We start from the raw sequence: 23,120 nt of genomic DNA on the forward strand, positions 1-23,120 counted from the left end.
TTTGTTCGTTTCTAGAAACTACTCTGCGGATTCTAATTTGAAGCGAAGTACTTTCAGACTTGAATCAGCATCAACATCCACAAACTCAGGCGGGTTTGGGATACGTTCTAGATACTTAACACTTGGTGCTTCTTCCGCCATGGTATCAATCAGGAAGTTTGGTGAAACCATTGGAGAATTCACGCAAGCAATCACTTCTCCGCCCTCTTTAAGAAGCTCAGGCAGACGACGTAAAATTCTCTTATAGTCTTTCGTCAGTGCAAAACTGCCTTTTTGGAAAGATGGTGGATCAATGATCACTAATTCGTATGGACCACCTTTCTTGATTTTTCCCCAACATTTAAAGATGTCGTAACCAAGAAAGTTTACTGAGCGCATATCATGTTCATTGAGACGGTGGTTGTCGCGACCTTTGCTCAACGAACCGCGAGACATATCTACGTTGAGACACTGACGCGCACCACCCGCTAGAGCAGCCACAGAGAAGCCACAGGTGTAAGCAAACAGGTTTAATACGTTCTTGTCTTTAGCGTTCTCTTGGACCCACTGACGACCGTTACGCATGTCTAAGAACAGACCGAAGTTCTGGTTGCGACCGATGTTCAACTGATACTTGAGACCGTGCTCAACCACCACTGGTGATGAGTCTAGTTCGCCCCAAATCACTTCTGATGGGCTACCTTCAGCATAACGGTGTTGCAGCACTACACTTGTGCCCTGTTTTTGTTGCCAAATTGGTTGCTCAGTCAGTTTAAAAAGCCCCTCTTTCAAACTTAATAGGAACTCTTCATCAACCTGTTTGAAAATGTTCACTAGCAGTTGACCATCCACCCAATCACAAGTTAGCTGTTCTAGGCCTGGCCAAAATTTGCCTCGACCATGAAAAATACGACGCAACTCATTAGGTACTTCGTTTAACTGTTGTTCGATATGTTCAAAAAATACCGGTAAAGCAGATGCTTCCATTATATCTCTCACTTAATGTTTAGCTTTGGCCACGCCAATGACCAAGGTTCAAGCCAAGTATCCAAACCTGTCGATACCGTCTCTTGCGACCATTTTTGACCAAGAGATTGGTGCGTTCTCGGGTCACATACATATTGATATGCTTGAGATTGATAGGTAAATCGGATCGCAAACGCATGCAGGTAACCGCGATCAGATTGACTTGAAGAATTGTAAATTGGGTCGCCAACGATCGCCGAACCTATCGACTTCATCGCCACACGAATCTGATGAGTGCGCCCTGTATATGGTTTACAAAGCAGGAGTCTTTCCCCAGGTTCAGCTGCTGCTGATAAAAACTGAGTCACTGCTGGGTTTTCTTTACTGTTAATCAACTTCCAGCTTGAACGTCGAGATCGCTCCATATCACCCACGATCAGGCCTTGCTTCTTTTTGGGCTTCTTTGACCCAATTGCAAGGTAGTACTTTTCAACCTCGCGGTTAGCAAACAACTGAGACAACTCGCTTGCCGCAGCCGCATTTTTTGCTAACAACAATATGCCAGAGGTCATTTTGTCTAGGCGGTGAACCAGATAAAGCTTCTCGATATCCAGTGATGTCGCGACTTCTTGAAGAAGCATGGTATCGCCATCATCTTTATGAACGCTGACACCAGGGTGTTTATTGATAATTAAAAAATCTGAGTGGTTTACAAGAATGTCGAACATGAAAAGGCTTACTCCGTAATCGAGCTAGAAGTATACCTTGTCCAACACCAGATACCAGCAATGAAAAAGCGAGAGCACTAAGGCTCTCGCTTTCTATTCATCTTAACATTGAAGGTCTTAATTACAGTTTCTTAGAAATCAACGCTGAACCTGCAATGATACCGATACCTAGTAGCATGATTGCACCCTTACCGCTGTCGAAGCCAGAAGAGATACCCATGAATGCAACGATTGCGATTGCTACTGGGATTACAAACTTAACTAGTGTGTACCATAGACCGAATAGTGGGAAAGATACTTCACCGTCGTTAGTGATTTCTTTCTCTAGGTCTGCACGGTTTAGTCTCCAACCAGCGAAGATACATACCAACATACCGCCAACCGCTAGGAAGATCTTATCTGTTAGTAGGTCGAAGATATCAAATGCACCTGTGTCGAACAGTGTTGGACCAACGCCACCTAGAGATAGAGAAGCGAAGATACATAGTGCAGCCATGACAACACTTGCAGAGATAACCGCTGTTACACGCTTCATGCCTTTCTCATCGATTAGGTAAGAAACCACAACCTCAAGTAGAGAAACAGAAGATGTTAGAGCAGCAACACTTAGACCAATGAAGAACAGAAGTGCGAATAGAAGACCAATTACGCCGCCCATTTCAGCAAATAGCTGAGGAACAACTACGAATACTAGACCAGGACCTGCTGCTGGTTCCATGCCGAATGCGAACATTGCCGGGAACATTGCAACACCAGCTAGGATAGCAACACCTGTATCCATTGCTGTAACCATAGCGGTAGTTTGAACTAGGTTTTCTTTCTTCTTAAGGTAAGAACCGTAAGTCAACATACAACCCATACCTAGAGATAGTGAGAAGAATGCTTGACCAAGTGCAGCTAGGATTACGTTGCTGTCTACCTTAGAAAAATCAGGACTGAATAGGAACTCAAGACCAGCCATAGAACCTGGAAGAGTCAGACCTTTGATCGATACCACGATAAGGATCAGGAATAGCAGAGGCATTAGAACCTTACCCGCTTTCTCGATACCGCCCGAGATACCTTTCATAACGATAACAACGTTAAGAAGAAGGTATAGACCCATCCACATCAATGGTTGAACTGGGTTAGAGATGAAACCACCGAAGCTATCGCCGATTGCTTCAGGTGCGTCTAGAAGACCACCCGCAATCTTACCGATGTAAGCAATAGACCAGCCGCCTACTACAGGGTAGAAACCCATGATAAGTAGACCACTTACTACACCGATCACACCAGTGAACGTCCAGCGACGGTCTGTCGTTTTAAATGCACCTACTGCTGATTTTTGCGTATGACGGCCAATAGCAAATTCAGTCAGCATCACACTGAAACCGATGAAAATTACGAAGAATAGGTAGATTGCAACAAAGGCACCGCCGCCGCTCTCACCCGCTGTATATGGGAACTTCCAGATATTACCTAGACCAACAGCAGAACCTGCTGCAGCCATTACGAATCCTAATTTCGAACCCCAGGTATCACGAGGTGTTGTGGTTGTATTACTCGTAGCCACTTTAACTCCAAAATTTGTATGTTGTGTAATGTTGTGTTTGCTTTGGTGGCGTCTTATTAAAAGAAGGTGTAAATCTATGTTTACATCCTAAAAAATTTGATTGACGCTCGTTGTATAGCCAGTAAACCAGTTTAAGATTAAAATTGGAAGCCCGAACCGTACATATTTCGTTACCAATGTATAATGTTATGGTTAAATGCCGACTTTTCATACAAAACAATCGTTTTCGTCTTAAGTTAACTAAAACTTAACAACTTTAATCTATTTACAGCTTTTACTCTATTTTGTAAATACTTGTTCTGTAAAATTCCCAAATCACCAAAATAGCATTACTATCTAAGTGTCTCTTTTTTCGAGTATTAGATGTGGAAAAGCTCTATCATTTTTTAACTTTGGCCGCTGTTGTGCTCTATTGGGTACTGGTCGCGGGTGTCACACTTCGTGTTGTACTTAAAAGACGGTCGGTGAGCGTGTCTTTGTCATGGCTGCTTATTATTTATATCGTCCCAATTGCGGGCGTCGCCTGCTATTTTCTCTTTGGTGAACTCAATTTAGGCAGAAAAAGAGCAGAGCGTGCCCAGCGTATGTTCACGCCTTTCGGTGACTGGTTCCGCCAATTAAATCACTGCCAAGTGCACCAACCTGGCGAAGTTGGCTCACCTATCCATAAAATCGATGAATTGTGTAATAACCGTATGGGTATCCCTGCATTGAGTGGTAATACGCTCTCTTTGCAATCGTCTCCCGATGAAATCTTACATTCGATCATTGAAGATATCGAAAACGCCCAAATCAGTATCAAAATGGTTTTCTATATCTGGCATCCGGGTGGTCTAACCGATTCAGTTGCTTCCGCGTTAATCCGGGCTGCCAAGCGCGGTGTCGACGTAAAAGTACTCCTCGATTCCGCGGGTTCCCCTCGCTTCTTCAAAAGCCACTGGCGCTCTATGATGCGTGATGCTGGTGTACAGGTTGTGCAAGCGCTTGAGGTTAGTCCGTTGCGTATGTTCCTGCGTCGCCTCGATCTAAGACAGCATCGCAAGATCATCGTAATTGATGAAACTGTTGCCTATACAGGTTCAATGAACATGGTCGATCCTGCTCACTTTAAGCAAGGAGCAGGTGTCGGACAATGGATTGATGTTATGGTGCGGGTTACAGGTCCAACCGTGAACGTATTGTCTGCTATTCACGGCTGGGACTGGGAAGTGGAGACAGGAGAACGCATTTTGCCCGCCCTTCCAGAATGTAAGGTCGATGAATCCGAAGTCAAACATCCCGTTCAAGTTGTGCCATCTGGCCCAGGTATGCCTGAGTATCTCATTCTGCAAGTGTTGAGCATTGCGATTAACCAAGCAAATCGCTCAGTGCGCATAACCACACCTTATTTCGTGCCGAGCGCAGATTTGCTAGAGATCCTTAAAATGACGGCACAACGAGGAGTCAATGTTGAACTCGTGATCCCGCATAGCAACGACTCGGTGATGGTTAAATGGGCATCTCGTGCTTTTTATACCGAGCTACTTGAAGCGGGTGTGAAGATTTATGAATTCTACGGTGGCTTGCTACACACGAAATCGGTAGTGATTGATGAAGAGTTCTGCTTGATCGGCACGGTGAATATCGATATGCGCAGCTTCTGGCTTAACTTTGAGGTAACGCTTGTTGTTGACGATGTGAGTTTTACACGTCAACTTGCCGACCTTCAAGAATCGTATATCGAGACGTCCCACCCTGTCAGCCTCGATAAATGGCAAGAAAGAAGCCTTCAATCACGCTTCTTTGAGCGTCTATTTTACCTCTTCAATCCATTACTCTAGGTTTTGAACTCCACCCTCTTATCCATTTCCTAGACCCTTATTCAACAAAGGGTCTGTATACCAATCGTAGTAAATAATTGCTCATTCTAGCTTGTTAAAAGGCTTGATAACTACGTTAGAATTTTTGATTGTAGGGCTACTACTGATCGAAGCTTCCCTGTTGTAGAAAAGCTGCCTTGCTCTCAAACCTTTTTCCTGCGCTACCTATGCTCACTTATTTACTGTGATTGGTATTAATTACAAAAACTCTTTAACTTCCCTTGCTTTCGTACCCAATGGCGTGTTTTAAATAAAGGATAGTAGATTGATAAGGAATTCAGAGTATGTCCGAAAGCAAAACAACAAAACTGATCACAGCAGGTCGCGATAAAAAGTGGACTAACGGTGTGGTTAACCCACCCGTTCAACGTGCATCAACTGTTGTATTTGATACCGTTGCCGAAAAACACAAAGCAACAGTAAACCGTGCCAACAAAACTCTATTCTACGGCCGTAGAGGTACCAACACCCACTTTGCTTTCCAAGACGCGATGGTCGACCTAGAAGGTGGCGCAGGCTGTGCGCTTTATCCTTGTGGGACAGCGGCGATTTCTAATGCCATCCTCTCATTCGTAGAAACGGGCGACCATATTCTGATGGTAGATACTTGCTACGAGCCAACTCGTGACTTTTGTGACACCATCATGAAAAAGATGGGGATAGAGACCACCTACTACGAACCAACCATAGGCGAAGGTATTGAAGATCTTATACAACCGAATACAAAGATCCTATTTACCGAATCTCCGGGTTCCATCACGATGGAAGTTCAGGATATTCCAACACTAGCTCGTATTGCCCATCAACACGATATCATCGTTATGCTCGATAACACTTGGGCTGCTGGGGTTAACTTTTCACCATTTGACTATGGTGTCGACATCTCAATTCAAGCTGCAACCAAATACATTGTCGGTCACTCAGATGTGATGCTCGGGACTGCTGTTGCGAATGAAAAGCATTGGGACCAATTGCGTGAGCAAAGCTACTTAATGGGCCAATGTGTATCTCCGGACGATGCCTATTTAGGTTTACGTGGTATCCGAACAATGGATGTACGCCTACGTCAACATGCCGAGAACAGTTTGAAAGTCGCTCAGTGGCTACAAACTCGCCCCGAAGTGGACCATGTCCGTCACCCTGCGTTAGAAAGTTGTCCAGGCCATGAGTTCTTTAAGCGTGATTTCACTGGTGGTAATGGCCTGTTTTCGTTTGTACTTAAAACAAGCTACCCACGAGCAACGACTGCATTGTTAGATGGTATGAAGCACTTCAGCATGGGTTACTCATGGGGTGGTTTTGAAAGCTTAATTTTGGCGAACGAACCGAAGAGCTTTGATAGCCTGCGCACAATCGCGAATCCGAAATTTGAAGGGACACTTGTTCGTCTGCACATTGGTCTTGAAGATGTCGATGACTTGATTGCAGACCTAGAAGCTGGTTTTGAACGCTACAACGCGTTGCTATAGCCAATCTCGTTAGTAAAAGCAAAAGCAACATCCGCTAGAAGGCAGCCACCCGGCTGCCTTTCTTCTTCTCTATCACTTTTTTGGACAATTCACTAAGTGATCGTTCACCATACCGACCGCTTGCATAAATGCGTAGCAGATCGTCTCTCCGACAAACTTAAAGCCACGCTTTTTAAGAAATTTACTCATCGCTTTTGATTGCTCAGTTGAAGCAGGCACCTGAGACATCTCTTGCCAGTTGTTCATGATGACCTGATGAGCAACAAACTGCCAAAGTGCGTTAGAGATTGAACCAAACTCTTTCTGTAACTCTATTGCGGCACGCGCATTACTAAATACTGACGCAATTTTGCCTTTGTGTTTGACCACATCATACGTCTCAATGATCTCAGCAACATGTGATTCATCCATTGCAGCTAATGCCTGTAAGTCATACTCTTTAAATGCCGCTCGATAGCCTTCTCGCTTCTTCAAAATTGTGATCCAACTTAAACCTGCTTGCGCGCCTTCAAGCGTAATAAATTCAAACAGAACCTGATCATCATAAACAGGAATGCCCCACTCGTTATCGTGATACTCCCTTTCCAATTCGTGCTTCAATGCCCATGCACAGGTTTGTTCGACTTGTTGTGTCGTCATTGTAATTCTCCCTCACGGTCGGTATCACGACCAAAAAATAGTGCCCCTTGATGGGGCACTATAGTCTTTAACTAATAATGAAAATGTTAAACAACTTTGATTTTGTGGAACATGCGGTACAACACAGGAACCACAATCAAAGTTAATACTGTCGCAAAGCCTAGACCGAACATGATGGTGACCGCCATCGGCTTAAAGAAGATGTCCGGTAGCAGCGGAATCATACCCAGAATGGTCGTAATCGCAGCCATACACACAGGTCTAACACGACTCAATGCGGCATCCACTACTGCGATATAAGGTTCCTTACCCGACTTCATCTCAATATCGATTTGGTCGAGCAGTACAATACCGTTCTTGAGCAGCATCCCCGACAGACTCAAGAAGCCAAGCAGTGCCATAAAGCCAAACGGTGTATTGAGCGCGAGTAAGCCAGTGGTTACACCAATCAATGCCAACGGTACGGTCAACCAAACAATCAGCGGCTCTTTCACTGAGTTAAATAGGAACACGGTGATCAAGAACATAAACAGGTAACCGAGAGGCATGGTAGTAAACAGCGACGCTTGCGCATCCGCTGAAGACTCATACTCACCACCCCACTCGAGTGAATAACCCGGTGGAAGTTCAATCGCTTCAATCTGGGGTTGAAGGCGCTTTTGAAGCGTTGCTGCGGTCTCTTCACCCAGTAAGTCAGGGTCAGCAAACACCGTCAACATACGCTTGCGGTTTTTACGAATGATAAGTGGGTCTTCCCATTGCATCTTGTAGCCTCGGGTCACTTGTTGCAACGGAATGAACTCACTTAATGCTGGACTCCAGATCTTCATCCCTTCTATGTTTCGGATGTCGATACGCTCATCTTCTGGTAAGCGTGCCACGATAGGCATCAGTGTCGTACCATCACGATATACGCCGATCGCTTTACCAGAAAACGACATTGCCAAGAAATCATCCACATCAGACTTAGTGATACCGTAACGACGAGCCTGACTTTCGTTAAATTGAGGTTCAAGCACCTTAGTACGGTCGCGCCAATCGTGACGAACGTTGAATGCACCTGGATCAGCATGCATAATATCAATCACTTGAGCAGCAATTGAACGCAGCACTGTTGGATCAGAACCTACGATACGCGCTTCAATTTTCGCACCACCGCCTGGACCCAATTCAATCTGCTTTAACTTGTAGTCAATTTCAGGGAAGCTAGCGTCAACATAGTCTCTAAAGCGCTTCATTAGAGGCGCGAGCACTTCATAACTCTTCACACGTGTTGTGATTTCACCATAAGCACTGTAGCTCTTCTCTGGTGCATAGGTCAGCATGAAACGTTGCAAACCCTTACCTGCGGTTGTCGTAATATGCTCGACTTCTTCTTGCTCAGATAACCAGTTCTCCAGCACTTTTAGCTTGGTATTTGTCGCACGGATGTCTGTCCCTTCTGGCATCCACACATCGACTTGGAACATAGGTGTGGTTGAAGATGGGAAGAAAGCTTGTTTCACGAAACCGAAGCCGTAAACACTCGCACCTAAACCAATCACCAGAACGATCATGGTTAGCCATGCGCGCTTCATACAGAACTCAAGGAACTTTTTGTAGATGACAAAAACCATCCCATTGTATGGATCTTTACCTTCGCTATCCGGATCCACCTTCTGACCTTTGAAGAACAAGTCAGCAAAGAACGGCGTGATTGAGATTGCAGTGAACCAACTCAACATCAACGAGATAAGCAGTACCGTAAACAAGGTGCCACAATATTCGCCCGTCGAGTCTTCTGAAAGTCCAATAGGTGCAAAGGCTGTTACCGCAATGACGGTTGCACCTAACAGAGGCCACTTAGTTTGAGTAACGATATCGGTCGCTGCCTGCATACGCGTTCGGCCTTTTTGTGTGCCTATGAGTATGCCCTCAACCACCACGATGGCATTGTCCACCAGCATCCCAAGCGCAATCACCAGGGCCCCCAACGAGATACGTTGCAGGTCGATTTTGAAGTACTGCATAAAAATGAACGTACCTAGCACCGTCAGCAGCAGGATCAAACCAATCAGCAAACCCGATCGTAAACCCATAAAGAACAGCAGAACCACAATAACGATAGCGACAGCTTGCCCTAAACTGACCACAAAGCCACTAACCGACTTGTCTACCTCTTTCGGCTGGTTATATACCTCGGAGATATCAATACCTACAGGTTGCTGGTATTTCAGCTCGGCTAAGCGTCGGTCAAATGCTTCACCGACAGCGACCACGTTTACCCCTTGAGCAAACGAAATACCTAGGTTAAGCGCCAACTTCCCGTTGTAGCCGATGATATTGGTGGGTACTTCAATATAGCCACGCTTAACGTCAGCCACATCTTTCAAGTAGATAAGACCTTGTGCGCCGCCCTCAGTAAGAATTAAGTCTCCAAGTTGCTCAACATTCTTAAACTCACCCGTAGGATGGATTCGAATATACTCACTACCGATACGCACCGCACCGGCATCCGACACCACATTTTGTGTCGAAAGAAGGTTAAACACCGTATTTGGAGAGAGTCCCAAAGAGCTGATTTTCTTCATCGAGATTTCAATGAATACTTGCTCTTGCTGCGCACCTGAAACCGAGACCTTACTCACTCCATCCACCAGCTCTAATTCACGGCGGAGGTAGTCAATATAATCGAGTAGTTCTTTATAGGAGTATCCCTCACCTGTCACAGCAAGCAAAATCCCGTACACATCACCAAAGTCATCGATCACTTGCGGATCATTCACCCCCGGAGGAAGCTGCCCTTTGAGGTCGTTCACTTTACGGCGCAATTCATCCCAGATCTGTGGAAGGTCATCAGGGCCGTAGTTGTTTTTCATGGTCACGGTGACCTGAGAGAGTCCTCGACTGGATATCGAGTTAACTTCATCTACATAGGTAAGTTGTTGTATCGCTTTTTCAAGCGGGTATGTCACCTCTTCCTCAACCTGTTGCGGTGTCGCTCCCGGATAGGAAGTAACAACCATCGCGTCTTTGATAGTAAACGCTGGGTCTTCTAATCGACCAAGGCCAAAGAATGCTGCAACACCCCCAATCAAGAAAATAAGTGATAGCATCCAACTGATCACCTTATTACGAATGAAGTAAGCCGCAACTCCTGTTACTTCATCATCGCTTTGAGGCTTGTTATTCAGTTCACTCATTGTTCGCCTCCTGAGACAATACTTCCACTGTCATCCCATCTCTTAGCTTCGACACACCTGCTGTCACTATGGTTTGACCAATCTCTAAACCTTTAATCACTTGTAGAGTTTTTTGATTGGCTTTGCCTAAAACGATCTGTTGTTTGGTCACTGTCTTGTCATCATTCACCACCCAAACATAAGACTCTTTGTTGTCTAATGGGTCACCGTCTGCGTTAAACACCGCTTCAATAGGGATAAGCACACCTGCTTTTAGCTCTAAGCCGATATCGCGACCATATGAAGTCACCTCCACAGCCATACCATCAAGGATCAGATCATCTTTTGGCATTGGTAGTGCGAGAGTCACGGTAAAAGTACCAGTGTTCGGGTCCGGCTCTGTGGTGAACTCCTTAATTCGAGACTCATATTCATTACCGCTAGGGACACGAACCAAAGCTCGAATATCAGAGACCAGTGTCTCCGTAGGTTGATTCACATAAATACGATCAGGCAACTGAATCACCACTTCAACGTCTTCGACACTGTGGATATTAACGATTTGTTGGCCAACCTGAATGTTCTCGAATTGGTCAACACTTACGCGAGAAATGATGCCATCTACAGGGGCACGCAATTTAGTAAATGAGAGACGCAGTTTTGCCAGCTCCAATTCGGCATAAGCAATTTGACGTTGCGCTGCAATTTCATCAAATTGAGATTTAGCCAATAGACCTTTCTTAACCAGTGGACTCGAACGTTTGTACTGGCTATTCACCACCGTATATCGAGCCTGCGCGTTATCAACCTCCAATTGATAATCAGTTGGATCGAGTTCAGCAATCAAGTCACCCTCTTTAACTCGCTCACCTTCTTTGACTGTTAATCGGTTAATTTCACCCGCTACGCGGAAGCTTAAGTGCGCCTTTTCAGCTGCGTTGGCAATCGCAGGGAAGTAGAGCTTGTCATGGAAATCGAGAACCTGAACTTCCATTGTTCGAACCAGAGGGACATTGATTTCAGACGTCACTTCCGGTCGTTCACAACCGACAAGTAAAGCTAAACAAGAGAGCCCAATCGCGCTTTTCATACTCTTCATATTAGAGCCCTCTCTCTTTAATCCATTCACGAACTTTTTCGCCGGGTTTCAGCTCATTAACGCCTGATGTCACGATGCGATCACCATCATTCAAGCCAGAAACAATGTGGCGCTTTTCATCCGTCACTATCGCAACTTTCTCAACAATACCGTCGTTGTTGACGCGCCATACATAGGTATCGTCGTTTTCTGTAATCATCGCTGCGGTTGGGATCTTAGTTGCAGCCCCGCGATTTGATGAGAGGAATACGTTGCCAGACATGCCCGGCAGGATACCGATGTCCGTTGGACGTTCCATTATCATAGTTACTTTGTAAGAGCCGGTTTTGGGGTCCGCTTCGGTGTCGACTTCTTGGAATGTCAACGGATAAGAATAGTCCGGAAAGGCATCAAACACCATATTCGCTTCTGTTTCAAAACCGGCAGAGTAGCGTGTGATTAACTGATCCGGAAGCAGGAACACAACCTTCATGATTTGGTTGGTTTGAATGTTCATAATGCCCTCTTTGGCAGCCACATACTCATGATTCTCTGCAGGAATGATGGAGATGGTGCCGTCATAAGGAGCAACGAGCTTGGTATAACGTAGGTTGGCTTTAGCTTGGTCTAATACCGCTCTTGCCGAATTGTGGTTAGCTTTGGCTTGATCGTAGTCTTGCTCTGAAACAACACGGTCTTTGCGCAGCTTTTTGGCGCGCTCGAACTGAACATCCGCCAAGAGATAGTTGGCTCTCGCTTGCTTTTCTAGTAGTTGATACTCATCGGGGTTAAGAACAGCGAGCGTGTCACCTTTAGTGACCATCTGCCCAGCAGTGACCTCAATATTTTGCAAGAGTCCTGGAACACGAAATGCGAGGACAGCTTTATCACCGGCTTCTGTTGTGGCTGGAAAGTCGCGTTTAAAAGTGTTGTTGCCGACAGAAACGGTGAAGAGTTTGGCAGGTCGAGATTCAGGCTCGGGGACAGGAGGAAGCTCCTTACCACACCCAGACAGCCCTGCTAACGCTGTCATAAGGACAAGGGAGGCTTTGTACATTTTAGATCATCCATATCTATAAATATTTTATTAACATAGATTATTCACATCTAACTTACCAGTTAATGTGCGGAATTATTTTGAGAAAATATTCAAAAAAAATAACGGCTTGGACGATAATCACCCAAGCCGTTATAGGAAGTTAATAAGTTAACGTGCTACATGTTTTTAAACTCGCGATTCACTTTGAAAGTATCTGATGTCACATACGCTTCAATATTGCGCACGTCACGTTCTATCTTTTCGAAATCACTCTCTAAAGTGTTGAGCAGGAACTCTGGTGTTTGACCTTGCTCCCATGGCTTTTGCTTTAACGTGTGCTCCTGTTTTGACTTCAGTTCATCGACATAGCGTCTTGGCTGCTTTTCAATCATGAACGTCATAGCCAGATAAGCGAGAATCACTAAGAAGCTGCCGCCCAGTAATGCAGCAGAGATAACCATAATGCGTACTAACCATACTTCTAAGCCAAAGTAATTCGCTAGGCCGGCACAAACACCTGATAACTTGCCGTTAATAGGGTCGCGATACAGTTCTCTACTCATAGTTTCGTCTCCAGTTAGGGGACTCCGCATCTAAGATCTTTTCTAAGGTTTTAACACGATCTTGCATCGACTCCGCTTGTTGCGAAAGGTGGTGCAACCTTTGAAGATCCGTCTCAGACAAACCGTTGCTCGACTTCTTTTTACTGCGGTAGTGCAAAAATAACCATAGCGGAGCAACAAAAATCAGAAAGACAATCAGTGGACCAGCTATTAGAAATGATGACATAGATAACTCCTAGGTTATTTATCGCGGTTTTCGACTTGCTGCTTCAGTTTCGCCAGCTCTTTTTCAATTTCATCTTGAGCTTGCAGTTCAGCAAATTCTTGATCAAGGGATTTAGCGTTACCTGTTTTAGCATACAGATCGGCTTCTGCCTCAAGTTCGTCTACTTTACGTGACATTTGCTGAAATTTCGCCATCGCCTCATCTGTTTTGCTTGAGTGAAGATGTTTTTGAACATCACGACGATTGCTGGCAGCATTGTTACGAATCGCTAGCGCTTGTTGCTTTGCGCGCGTCTCAGCGATCTTGGTTTCAAGCTTGCCAATTTCGCTGGTTAGCTTTTCAATTGTCTCTTCAACTAGAGTTTGTTCGGTGTGAAGACTCTTGATGATGTCTTCTAGCTTTTGCTTCTCAATCAGAGCAGCTCTCGCTAAATCTTCACGCTGTTTGGTTAATGCCAGCGTTGCTTTTTGTTGCCAATCTGCAATTTGGTCTTCGATAGACTCCACCTTACGAGCCAGCTCTTTTTTGTCAGCAATGGCTTTGGCTGAATTGGTGCGAACTTCTACCAGTGTGTCTTCCATCTCTTGGATGATAAGACGAATCATTTTTTCAGGATCTTCAGCCTTATCGAGTAATGCGCTGATGTTTGAATTTACGATGTCTGCAAAGCGAGAAAAAATACCCATAAGGAACTCCTTAAATAATCAACTTAGCCAATGGTTAAACCATTGATACTGTGCGAATGGTGTTATCACTCGCGGATAAACTTATTCTTAGTAATCCAAATTGCGTGCCAATTTTATACTCATTAAAAATCAATAACTTAATATTAGGTGGTGATTATAACAACAGATGCTATGATGAGATTAACCAAGTGTTGGTATTTTTCACCACCAGCGTCACACAATCGCACTGACAAGGCTACCTAATGCAGCAAAATTTAATCGGCGAGTCCCAAAGTTTTCTTACTGTTCTAGATAAAGTCTCTCAATTGGCACCAATTGAAAGACCAGTCCTCATCATTGGTGAACGCGGCACAGGTAAAGAGTTGATTGCACAACGTCTTCATTATCTTTCCAAGCGTTGGGACCAACCGCTTATTTCACTGAACTGTTCCACATTAAGTGAAGGCTTGATTGACTCTGAACTTTTCGGTCACGAATCAGGCTCCTTTACTGGCTCAAAGGGGCGTCATCAAGGTCGATTTGAGCGTGCTGAAGGCGGTACTTTGTTTCTTGATGAACTCGCAACCACTCCCCTAGCGGTTCAAGAAAAACTACTTCGTGTTATCGAATACGGGCAATACGAACGTGTTGGTGGTCAAAAAGCACTTAGCGCCAATGTACGATTAATTTGTGCAACCAATGCCGATCTGCCCGATATGGCAAGTAATGGGGAATTTAGAGCAGATCTATTGGATCGCTTAGCGTTCGATGTGATCACACTACCGCCACTACGAGAACGAAAAGAGGACATCATACTTCTTGCCGAATATTACGCGATTAAGATGTGCCGTGAGCTCGAGCTGGATCTATTTGTCGGCTTCTCACCTGAAGCAAAGCAGTCATTGATCGATTACCCGTGGCCGGGCAACGTTCGTGAACTGAAAAACGTGATTGAACGAGCTATTTATCAGCATGGCCGTAACCCAGAACCGATTGAGTCTCTTGTATTTAATCCGTTTGAACCTGCATGGAGTGATACTCAGGCCGAAACTGACAATTCCGCACCAAGCGACCATACTTCTATTGAGCGCAGCTTTTCTCTACCACTCGACTACAAAGCGTGGCAAGAGGAGCAAGACATCGCCCTCCTCAATCAAGCTTTGAAAACAAGTAAATATAATCAGAAGCAAGCGGCACAGCTGCTTGGTCTTACCTACAACCAATTGAGAGGCATGGTGAGGAAATATTCGATAGTCGGACAAAACAGTGATAAATAGCTGCTAGCACAGGATTATTATTTGGAGCGCAATAAATAAAATGTTAAATTATCCGGATCTTGAGGCTTCTCTTTTGCCTCGTTTCGAAAAGTATTTCTTTTTATGAAAGCACTATTAAGACTGTCACTAGGTTTCTTCACACTTGGCGTTTTAGCCGGATGTGGAGAGAGCGTCGATCACGATCAGATCCGACAAAAAGGCTTTGTTTATTGCGGCCAAGGTAACCCGAACACCTTTAATCCACAGTTGGTGGATAGTGGCATCACGGCGGAGTCACTAAGCCCTCAGATCTTCGATACTCTGCTGCAACTCGATCCTAAAACATATCGTCCCCAGCCTAACATCGCCTCCGAATGGACAGTGAACAAGGCAGGTACTGAATATACCTTTAAATTGCGCCCAAATGTGCAGTTCCAGACTACCGATTGGTTCACACCGACTCGTGCTTTAAACGCACAAGATGTTGTTTTTAGCTTCGAACGCATCACGGACAGCAGCCACCCCTTTCACTATGTTGGCGGCGGCCTTTACCCTTGGTTTGCGGGTATCGATTTCTCGAATCTAATTGACAGTATTGAAGCAGTAGACGATTTGACAGTCAGGTTTAGGTTAACACGCCCTGACAACTCCTTTTTGACCAACATTGCTACCAGCTATGCAGTGATTCACTCTAAGGAGTACGCCAGTCAGCTTATTCAGTTGGATGAGAAAAACCGCTTAGACTCACACCCAGTTGGCACAGGTCCATTCTATCTTGATGACTTTCAAATCAACGACCTTGTTCGTTTAAAAAAACACAAGCACTACTGGAAAAGCAAAGTGAAAATGGACCAAGTGGTGTTTGATACGTCACAACGTGGTACGGGGACACTCGCGAAGCTACTCCGTGATGAATGTGATGTACTCAATTCACCTATCTCAAGCCAGATTCCAATTATTCAAGCTCAAGAAGAGCTTAAGATTACAGCAACACCTGCTGTAAACGTCTCGTTCATCGCCCTAAACACAGAACACCCTGCTCTACGCGACGCACGTGTACGTAAAGCGTTAAACCTTGCTATCAACCGCCAGAATATTCTGGACTCGGTTTATTACGGAACAGGGAGCAAGGCGTATACCTTATTGCCACCCACTTCTTGGGCTTATCAAAAAGACCAGGTTCAAGTTCGTTACGACCGTAACTATGCCGTTGCTCTGCTCAAAGATGCAGGTGTAGAGCCCGGTTTAGAGCTCTCTATGTGGGTACCTCTGGAACCTAGAGCCTACAACCCAAGCCCGCAAAAGACTGCGGAGCTTATTCAAGCCAATCTTGCTGATATTGGTATTAGCTTAAAGCTCTATACTGACGACCGCTTCGATCGTACTCAACTCTCTTCCATCGCTTCGACAGATCTGTTGCTTACGGGCTGGATTGGACACACAGGAGATCCAGACAACTTCTTACGTCCACTGCTCTCTTGTCAGTCAGAACGCGCTGGCTTGAACGTGTCGATGTGGTGCAATTCCGACTTTGATTTTCTTCTTGATCTCGCGCTGGAGATCAATCAACAGAGACACCGTGTGAATTTATATCACCAAGCACAGAATATTCTTAACGAAGAGTTCCCTGTGATCCCACTGGCTCATGGCGTGCAATTCCGCGTACACGATCGGTCTTTAACAGGCTTTAAGCAAAGTCCATTTAATGCCCAACCTTTCGACCAAGTGACAAGAGAGGTGCACCACTAATGTTTTGGTATACGTTAAGGCGCGTCAATCTATTCGTTATAACACTTGCGATTTTGACTATCGTTGGCTTCTCTTTGCTTCGCTTAGACCAGACGTCACCTTGGGCAATTCAAGAATTTTGGCCAGGTTGGTTAACCTACATCAGTGAGTTATCAACTCTGAACTTCGGTATCAGTAAACATGGTACGCTGATCTATGACGAATTAGCCGTGGTCTTCCCAGCAACGCTAGAGTTATGTTTCTTTGCATTCGTACTTGCACTCCTTATCGGTATCCCATTTGGAACCATTGCAGGGATGCGCCAAGGTAAGTTCATCGATACCACGATATCGTTCACCTCGATGGCAGGTTACTCAGCCCCAATATTCTGGGTAGCTCTGCTGATGATCATGGTCTTCTCTCTGCATTTTGAGATGTTCCCGGTTGGCGGCCGCTACGATTTACTTTACGAGATTGAACACGTCACTGGCTTTGCGATCATTGATGCATTTTTTGCTGAAGGTCGCTACAAAGCACATGCACTACAGAGCGTGATTGAGCATATGGCACTGCCTTGTTTGGTGCTGGCTTTGGCACCAACCACGCAGGTTATTCGTCTAATGCGAGCATCAGTGGCTGAAGTGATGACACAAAACTACATTCGTGCTGCACGAATTAAAGGTCTGTCAACCCGTGAGATCGTCACGCAACATGTGCTGCGTAATGCGATCCCACCGATCGTTCCCAAAGTCGGCGTGCAGCTTTCAAGTATGTTGACGCTCGCCATTATTACCGAGTCTATTTTTAACTGGCCGGGTATCGGTCGCTGGCTGCTTGATGCGTTATCTAACCAAGATTACGTATCAATTCAAGCTGGAGTAATCGTGGTGGCAACGCTGGTTTTAACAGCGAATATCCTATCGGATCTGATCGGCGCGATGATCAATCCTCTAGTAAGGAAAGAGTGGTATGCTAACAAGTAACGTCTATCAAGAAGAGCACATCCCGACTCAATTTGAGCGTTTTTGGCGTAGCTTCCGCAATAACAATCTTGCGATGTTTGGCTTGTGGTGTTTGGTTCTGATTATCTTCGTCACCATTACTGCCCCTTGGCTAGCTCCTCATGATGCCCAAGAGCAAACCGGTCATTTGTTAACGCCGCCATCATGGGATCCAGCGGGTACAGTAGAGTACTTTCTAGGAACCGACGATCTAGGTCGCGATATCCTGTCTCGACTGATTATTGGTTCTCAGCTCACTTTTGGAGCGGCGGTGGTGATCACTTTCATTGCTGCTGTCATTGGCTGTTTGATCGGCGTATTAGCGGGTATGACTCGTGGCCTACTATCAAGTACCTTAAACCACCTGCTTGATACGGTCATGTCTATCCCATCTCTGTTACTCGCCATTATTTTTGTTGCTTTCCTAGGCTTTGGAGAGTTCAACATCTTGCTGGCGATCTGTCTTGCGCTGATTCCGCGCTTTATTCGCTCCGTTTATATCGCGGTGCACGCAGAGGTAGAGAAAGATTACATTATGGCATCGCGCTTGGACGGTGCTAACGATTTCTACCTGCTTTGGAACTCTATAGTACCTAATATTCTGACCGTCATTGCCCTTGAAATAACGTTAGCACTCTCTGTTGCGATTCTCGATATTACCGCACTGGGATTCCTAGGCTTAGGCGCTCAAGCTCCAAGTACGGAATGGGGGTCAATCCTAGGTGACTCTGTAGAGCTTATCTACTTAGCGCCTTGGACAGTAACCCTACCCGGCCTTGCCATAATGTTTACCGTTATCGTCATTAACTTAGTCGGCGAAGGCGTACGCCAAGCACTTAACGCAGGGATCGAATAATGCCGTTACTTGATATTCGACATCTGACCATTGAGATCGAAACACCTCAGGGCTTAGTGAAAGCCGTAGACCGCATGAGCATTACCCTTAACGAAGGGGAAATCCGCGGCTTAGTGGGAGAGTCTGGTTCCGGTAAAAGCTTGGTAGCCAAAGCGATCGTTGGTGTATGTAAAGAAAACTGGAAAGTTTCTGCGGACCGGATGCGTCTGGGTAACATTGATTTGCTTCAACTGACACCCAAAGAGCGCCGCCGAGTCATTGCCCGTGATATTGCGATGATCTTCCAAGAGCCTTCCACCTGTCTAGACCCATCGGAAAAAGTGGGACACCAGCTGATCGAAGCCATTCCATCTCACGCCTTTGAAGGCAAATGGTGGCAACGTTTTAAGTGGCGAAAGAAACAGGCGATTGCCCTACTTCATAAAGTCGGGATCAAAGACCACTCACGTCTGATGGATAGTTACTCATACGAGCTGACTGATGGTGAGTGTCAAAAAGTGATGATCGCAATGGCCATTGCCGCCAAGCCAAAAGTACTGATTGCTGATGAGCCAACCAATGACTTGGACCCAATCACTCAGTCTCAGATTTTGCGTCTATTAAGTCGCATGAATCAATTGCACAACACCACCATTATTTTGATTGGCCATGATTTAACCACGATTACTCAATGGGCAACACGAATTACGGTTATGTATTGCGGCCAATCGGTTGAGTCTGCCGACACCGCTAAACTCTTGGATGCACCTAAGCACCCGTATACCGTCGCGCTACTGAAAGCGATGCCAGACTTTAACGATTGGATACCACACAAAGAGAAGCTGCAATCACTACCCGGATCGATTCCCCCTTTGCAGCATTTACCCATTGGCTGTCGTTTGGGACCTAGATGCCCGTATGCACAAAGGCAGTGTGTTGAGATACCTCACACCAGACGTGTAAAAAATCATAAATTTAACTGTCACTTCCCGCTGAACATGGAGAAGAAAAAGAAATCATGAGTGCATTATTAGAAGTCAGTGGGCTTTCCAAAGATTTTACAACTCGCTCTGGGCTTTTTCGTAAGAAGATTCATCAAGCGGTGAAACCGGTGAGCTTCACTCTAGAGGCGGGGCAAACTATTGGATTTATTGGGCAAAATGGTTCTGGTAAGTCCACACTGGCTCGTATGTTAGCAGGTATGGTTGAACCAACTTCTGGTGAGATTCGGGTTAATGGTGAAAAGCTTGAACACAAAGATTACTCGACACGTTGTAAGTTAATTCGCATGATCTTCCAAGATCCGAACACTTCGTTAAACCCTCGTATCCAGATTGGTCGTATTCTCGAAGGACCACTTAAGCGAAACACGAATATGCCGCCTGAAGCACGTATGAAGCGTGTGAAAGACACGCTGCTTCGAGTTGGTTTACTTCCAGAACATGCTTACTTCTACCCTCAGATGCTGGCGGCAGGACAAAAGCAGAGGGTTTGTCTGGCTCGCGCCTTAATACTTCAACCGTCGATCATTGTCGCCGACGAAGCACTGAATGGTTTGGACATGGCGATGCGCTCTCAAATCATCAATCTGTTCCTGGAGCTGCAAGAAGAGATGGGCGTATCGTTTGTCTACGTTTCACAACACATTGGCATCATTAAGCACATCACAGATAAGATCATCGTGATGCATGAAGGGGATGTGGTCGAAGCAGGTGAAACCCTTGAGGTACTCGCTAACCCCTCTCACCAAATTACTCAACGCTTGGTAGAGAGTCACTTCTTTAAAGCGCCAAACTATTAGTCATTAAAATCACGAGTCACCATTAACCATTGAAACTGGTTTGTTTTGAAATAAGAGGGATTAAATGAAACGGTATTCACTTTACATTTATTCCCTTTCTCTCGCTCTATTTTCAGGCCATGCCAAAGCGACCGGTTTTACTTGGCTTGACCCAAGCTTCGTGGAGCGTGCTTTCTATAGCGTAGCTCTCGAACAAGAGTACACGACCGGCAACCACCCACTGGTGAAATGGAACCAACCAATACGAATTTGGTTGGACCATCGCGTTGGTGATGAAGTACTCCATCAAGAGCTTGCAGAATTGCATGTCCAACACTTAATGCAAATCACCGGCTTATCTATCGAATTTGTGAGTAAACAATCTCAAGCCAATGTGCATTGGATTTACACACGTGAATCGCGTTGGATTAAAGACGCAAAATCGGCACTTAATCTGAAATCAACCCAGTATTTAAACAATGCAATATGTACGGCGGGTTACAAGACCGACACCACTGGTCATATCGTCTCTGCTGCTATCGTGATACCTGTCGATCTAGCAAGAAGTCGAGGCAAGTTGTTAGCATGCGTCGTAGAAGAGATCACACAAGCGTTAGGGCTGCCCAATGATTCGGAGCATGCCTATCCTTCTATCTTTAATGATCACACACCAGAAGAGCTTCTAGCGCCTCTAGACGTGGTTTTATTAAAGCTTCTCTATGAACCGGATTTAAAAGCAGGGATGACGCTCTCAGAAGTGAAACCTGTTGTAAAACGGTTATTGAGGGAATATCAGAAAGAAGGGATGCTGAAAGGTGCTACAAAGGAAGCCAGGCAGGCTCCCTTATATGAACTGTTTCGTTAGAGAAGAGTTAGCGCTTAGCCGCTTGCTTCTTTAGTTCGAAGTCAAACTCATCTGGGAACAGAACGACACCCTCTTCCTGCTCATTGGGGAAAACCACAACAGCAAGCTCATCGTCTTCTAAACCCATAGTCCAACGACTGTGCCACTTATTCAATGAGATCGCTTCAGCTTTACACTCAGCCCACTCACCGGTTGCCCATGACTCTGCGAACTCTTTGTTTGGCCAAACCGGAACACAGTCTTCATCTTCAGTATTTAACATCACACATCCGTGCTCGTCAGTTAGGATCCATACTTCACGATTAGCTACGATCTCCTTTACACAGTATTTAAAGCGTTGTTCACCTGTGTACTTGTTAACTTCTGCGATTTTTTGCTCGTCTAGTGGTGTAGTCATTGTTGTTTCCTACTTTTGTCAGTGCGTTCGCTCTCATACAGTGTATGCCGAGCTTTTTGAACTGCAAATAGTTCTATTCAAAGAAATAGTCTAATAAGGTACAATTTAATGCCAAAGAAAAACGCCTGCTAAAAAGCAGGCGTTTAATTCGTCAGCAGCTTGATTAAGCAAGCTCACCTTGAAGCCAAGGCCAACCTTGCTTCTTGCGGCTTAGTGTATTTTCCATCATCAATACACCATCTTGCTCGTGCTTAACTAGCTTCTCAGCCCACTCACCTTTGTAAAGAAGACGAGTTTGAGCTGTTGTGATATCAGTTAACATTACTGCAGCGAATGCTAGGCCGTCTTTCTCGCAACGAGCTTCTAGGTCAGCTTCAAGAGCTTCAATCATGCCATCAACTTGCTCAAGAGTCGCTAGCTCAACTTGGCCAACAACTACGTCGCGACCGTTGAACGGGTAACCTTTAAGATCTTTTTCTACTAGCTCAGCAGCAGATAGACCTTCGATGTTTGTTTTCGCGATTAACAGTGCTTTGATGAACGCGTCTACGTCAGTTACACCCGCGATCTCTGCTAGCTCAGCAACCGCGTCTTTGTCTTTTTGAGTACAAGTCGGAGATGCAAAACCTACCGTGTCTGACAGGATAGCAGACATCATTAGCTTAGCGATTTGTGGTGTGATTTCGTGACCTTCAATCTTGAACATGTTGAATAGTACAGTGTTTGTACAACCAACAGGCCAGATCCACGCTTCCATTGGGTTTACTGTCATCACATCGCCTAGACGGTGGTGATCGACAATACCTAGGATTTCTGCGTCAGCTACGTCATCAGGTGCTTGAGCTAGATCTGAGTAGTCTACTAGCCAAATTTTTTCGCCAGCAACAGAAGTACGAAGCTCTGGCATATCTGCGCCAGCAACTTCTAGAATGTGTTGAGTTTCGCGGTTGATCTCGCCTTGGCGAATTGGTGTCGCTTCTTCGCCACGAGCTTTCAGAAGCTCAGTTGCAACTAGCGCGCTACAAATACTGTCACTATCAGGGTTTTTGTGACCAACAACTAAAATCATGTTTCTTCCTATTACACTAAAATTACAGCTCTACCTACAGAGCATCTCTTTATTTCGCCTACTTTACCCTATTTTTTGACAATGATCATCGCTTCGTTGCTGCCTGTTAGACTATTTACCTATAGGAGGATGGAAGAAAACCCAAAAATACAATTGATAATCACTCTCATTCGTATATAGTTATATCAAAGTCCTTAGTTACTGGGTACATCGTTATGAATCGAAGAGTCCAATTCGCACCAGATCATCACACTTCGAAATC

At 45.2% G+C, this 23,120-nt stretch carries 21 protein-coding genes; 9 read left to right on the forward strand and 12 right to left on the reverse strand.

Going from position 1 to position 23,120, the window contains the following annotated elements:
- Window positions 1–18 precede the first annotated feature (18 nt).
- From AC6I7V_RS08145 to AC6I7V_RS08155, 3 genes are all read right to left on the reverse strand, one after another.
- The gene (locus tag AC6I7V_RS08145; RefSeq protein WP_261881748.1) at window positions 19–966 is read right to left on the reverse strand and encodes a class I SAM-dependent methyltransferase; all 948 of its coding nucleotides are present in this window, start codon (window positions 964–966) and stop codon (window positions 19–21) included.
- An 8-nt stretch (window positions 967–974) separates the two neighbouring features.
- Entirely contained in the window at window positions 975–1,673 is a 699-nt protein-coding gene (locus AC6I7V_RS08150; protein WP_255230478.1) for a TIGR01621 family pseudouridine synthase, read from the reverse strand.
- Window positions 1,674–1,794: 121 nt separating this feature from the next.
- Window positions 1,795–3,228, reverse strand: coding sequence for a sodium-dependent transporter (locus tag AC6I7V_RS08155; protein ID WP_255230477.1), 1,434 nt, complete (start codon window positions 3,226–3,228; stop codon window positions 1,795–1,797).
- Window positions 3,229–3,593: 365 nt separating this feature from the next.
- On the opposite strand from AC6I7V_RS08155, the gene cls reads away from it, so the two are divergent.
- A complete protein-coding gene (gene cls, locus AC6I7V_RS08160) occupies window positions 3,594–5,048 on the forward strand; it encodes a cardiolipin synthase (protein WP_498010648.1) in 1,455 nt (484 codons plus the stop codon).
- 323 nt (window positions 5,049–5,371) lie between these two features.
- On the forward strand, window positions 5,372–6,556 hold the full coding sequence (locus AC6I7V_RS08165; RefSeq protein ID WP_498010649.1) for a cystathionine beta-lyase: 1,185 nt from the start codon (window positions 5,372–5,374) through the stop codon (window positions 6,554–6,556).
- 72 nt (window positions 6,557–6,628) lie between these two features.
- Here AC6I7V_RS08165 and AC6I7V_RS08170 read toward each other — a convergent pair whose 3' ends face one another.
- From AC6I7V_RS08170 to pspA, 7 genes are all read right to left on the reverse strand, one after another.
- Window positions 6,629–7,195, reverse strand: coding sequence for a DNA-3-methyladenine glycosylase I (locus AC6I7V_RS08170; RefSeq protein ID WP_498010650.1), 567 nt, complete (start codon window positions 7,193–7,195; stop codon window positions 6,629–6,631).
- 86 nt (window positions 7,196–7,281) lie between these two features.
- The gene (locus AC6I7V_RS08175; RefSeq protein WP_498010651.1) at window positions 7,282–10,377 is read right to left on the reverse strand and encodes an efflux RND transporter permease subunit; all 3,096 of its coding nucleotides are present in this window, start codon (window positions 10,375–10,377) and stop codon (window positions 7,282–7,284) included.
- Window positions 10,370–11,455: an efflux RND transporter periplasmic adaptor subunit gene (locus AC6I7V_RS08180; RefSeq protein ID WP_498010652.1), complete on the reverse strand. Its 1,086-nt coding sequence runs from the start codon at window positions 11,453–11,455 to the stop codon at window positions 10,370–10,372. Before AC6I7V_RS08180 ends, AC6I7V_RS08175 begins: the two co-directional genes overlap by 8 nt.
- Window position 11,456: 1 nt before the next feature.
- Entirely contained in the window at window positions 11,457–12,491 is a 1,035-nt protein-coding gene (locus AC6I7V_RS08185) for an efflux RND transporter periplasmic adaptor subunit (protein WP_255230470.1), read from the reverse strand.
- 158 nt (window positions 12,492–12,649) lie between these two features.
- Window positions 12,650–13,036: an envelope stress response membrane protein PspC gene (pspC, locus tag AC6I7V_RS08190; protein WP_150868906.1), complete on the reverse strand. Its 387-nt coding sequence runs from the start codon at window positions 13,034–13,036 to the stop codon at window positions 12,650–12,652.
- A complete protein-coding gene (gene pspB / locus AC6I7V_RS08195) occupies window positions 13,029–13,262 on the reverse strand; it encodes an envelope stress response membrane protein PspB (RefSeq protein WP_032552132.1) in 234 nt (77 codons plus the stop codon). The genes pspC and pspB overlap by 8 nt, the downstream gene beginning before the upstream one ends.
- A 14-nt stretch (window positions 13,263–13,276) precedes the next feature.
- Complete coding sequence (pspA, locus tag AC6I7V_RS08200; RefSeq protein WP_032552131.1) at window positions 13,277–13,948, reverse strand: phage shock protein PspA; 672 nt, start codon at window positions 13,946–13,948, stop codon at window positions 13,277–13,279.
- 242 nt (window positions 13,949–14,190) lie between these two features.
- On the opposite strand from pspA, the gene pspF reads away from it, so the two are divergent.
- From pspF to AC6I7V_RS08235, 7 genes are all read left to right on the forward strand, one after another.
- A complete protein-coding gene (pspF, locus tag AC6I7V_RS08205) occupies window positions 14,191–15,204 on the forward strand; it encodes a phage shock protein operon transcriptional activator (protein ID WP_255230468.1) in 1,014 nt (337 codons plus the stop codon).
- Between the two features lie 102 nt (window positions 15,205–15,306).
- Entirely contained in the window at window positions 15,307–16,932 is a 1,626-nt protein-coding gene (gene sapA, locus AC6I7V_RS08210) for an ABC transporter substrate-binding protein SapA (RefSeq protein WP_498010653.1), read from the forward strand.
- Window positions 16,932–17,894 (forward strand): ABC transporter permease, encoded by a 963-nt coding sequence (locus AC6I7V_RS08215; RefSeq protein WP_498010654.1) that lies wholly within the window; start codon window positions 16,932–16,934, stop codon window positions 17,892–17,894. Before sapA ends, AC6I7V_RS08215 begins: the two co-directional genes overlap by 1 nt.
- A complete protein-coding gene (locus tag AC6I7V_RS08220) occupies window positions 17,881–18,768 on the forward strand; it encodes an ABC transporter permease subunit (protein ID WP_261881759.1) in 888 nt (295 codons plus the stop codon). The genes AC6I7V_RS08215 and AC6I7V_RS08220 overlap by 14 nt, the downstream gene beginning before the upstream one ends.
- A complete protein-coding gene (locus tag AC6I7V_RS08225; RefSeq protein WP_261881760.1) occupies window positions 18,768–19,769 on the forward strand; it encodes a peptide ABC transporter ATP-binding protein in 1,002 nt (333 codons plus the stop codon). The genes AC6I7V_RS08220 and AC6I7V_RS08225 overlap by 1 nt, the downstream gene beginning before the upstream one ends.
- A complete protein-coding gene (locus AC6I7V_RS08230; protein WP_255230463.1) occupies window positions 19,766–20,548 on the forward strand; it encodes a peptide ABC transporter ATP-binding protein in 783 nt (260 codons plus the stop codon). The genes AC6I7V_RS08225 and AC6I7V_RS08230 overlap by 4 nt, the downstream gene beginning before the upstream one ends.
- 64 nt (window positions 20,549–20,612) lie before the next feature.
- Entirely contained in the window at window positions 20,613–21,392 is a 780-nt protein-coding gene (locus AC6I7V_RS08235; RefSeq protein ID WP_498010655.1) for a DUF2927 domain-containing protein, read from the forward strand.
- Window positions 21,393–21,399: 7 nt separating this feature from the next.
- Here the strand turns inward: AC6I7V_RS08235 and AC6I7V_RS08240 are convergent, their stop codons facing one another.
- The gene (locus AC6I7V_RS08240) at window positions 21,400–21,789 is read right to left on the reverse strand and encodes a DUF2750 domain-containing protein (protein ID WP_032552123.1); all 390 of its coding nucleotides are present in this window, start codon (window positions 21,787–21,789) and stop codon (window positions 21,400–21,402) included.
- A 163-nt stretch (window positions 21,790–21,952) separates the two neighbouring features.
- The gene (locus AC6I7V_RS08245; protein ID WP_255230461.1) at window positions 21,953–22,858 is read right to left on the reverse strand and encodes a manganese-dependent inorganic pyrophosphatase; all 906 of its coding nucleotides are present in this window, start codon (window positions 22,856–22,858) and stop codon (window positions 21,953–21,955) included.
- Window positions 22,859–23,120 lie beyond the last annotated feature (262 nt).

The organism is Vibrio sp. KUL70, from assembly GCF_059725515.1.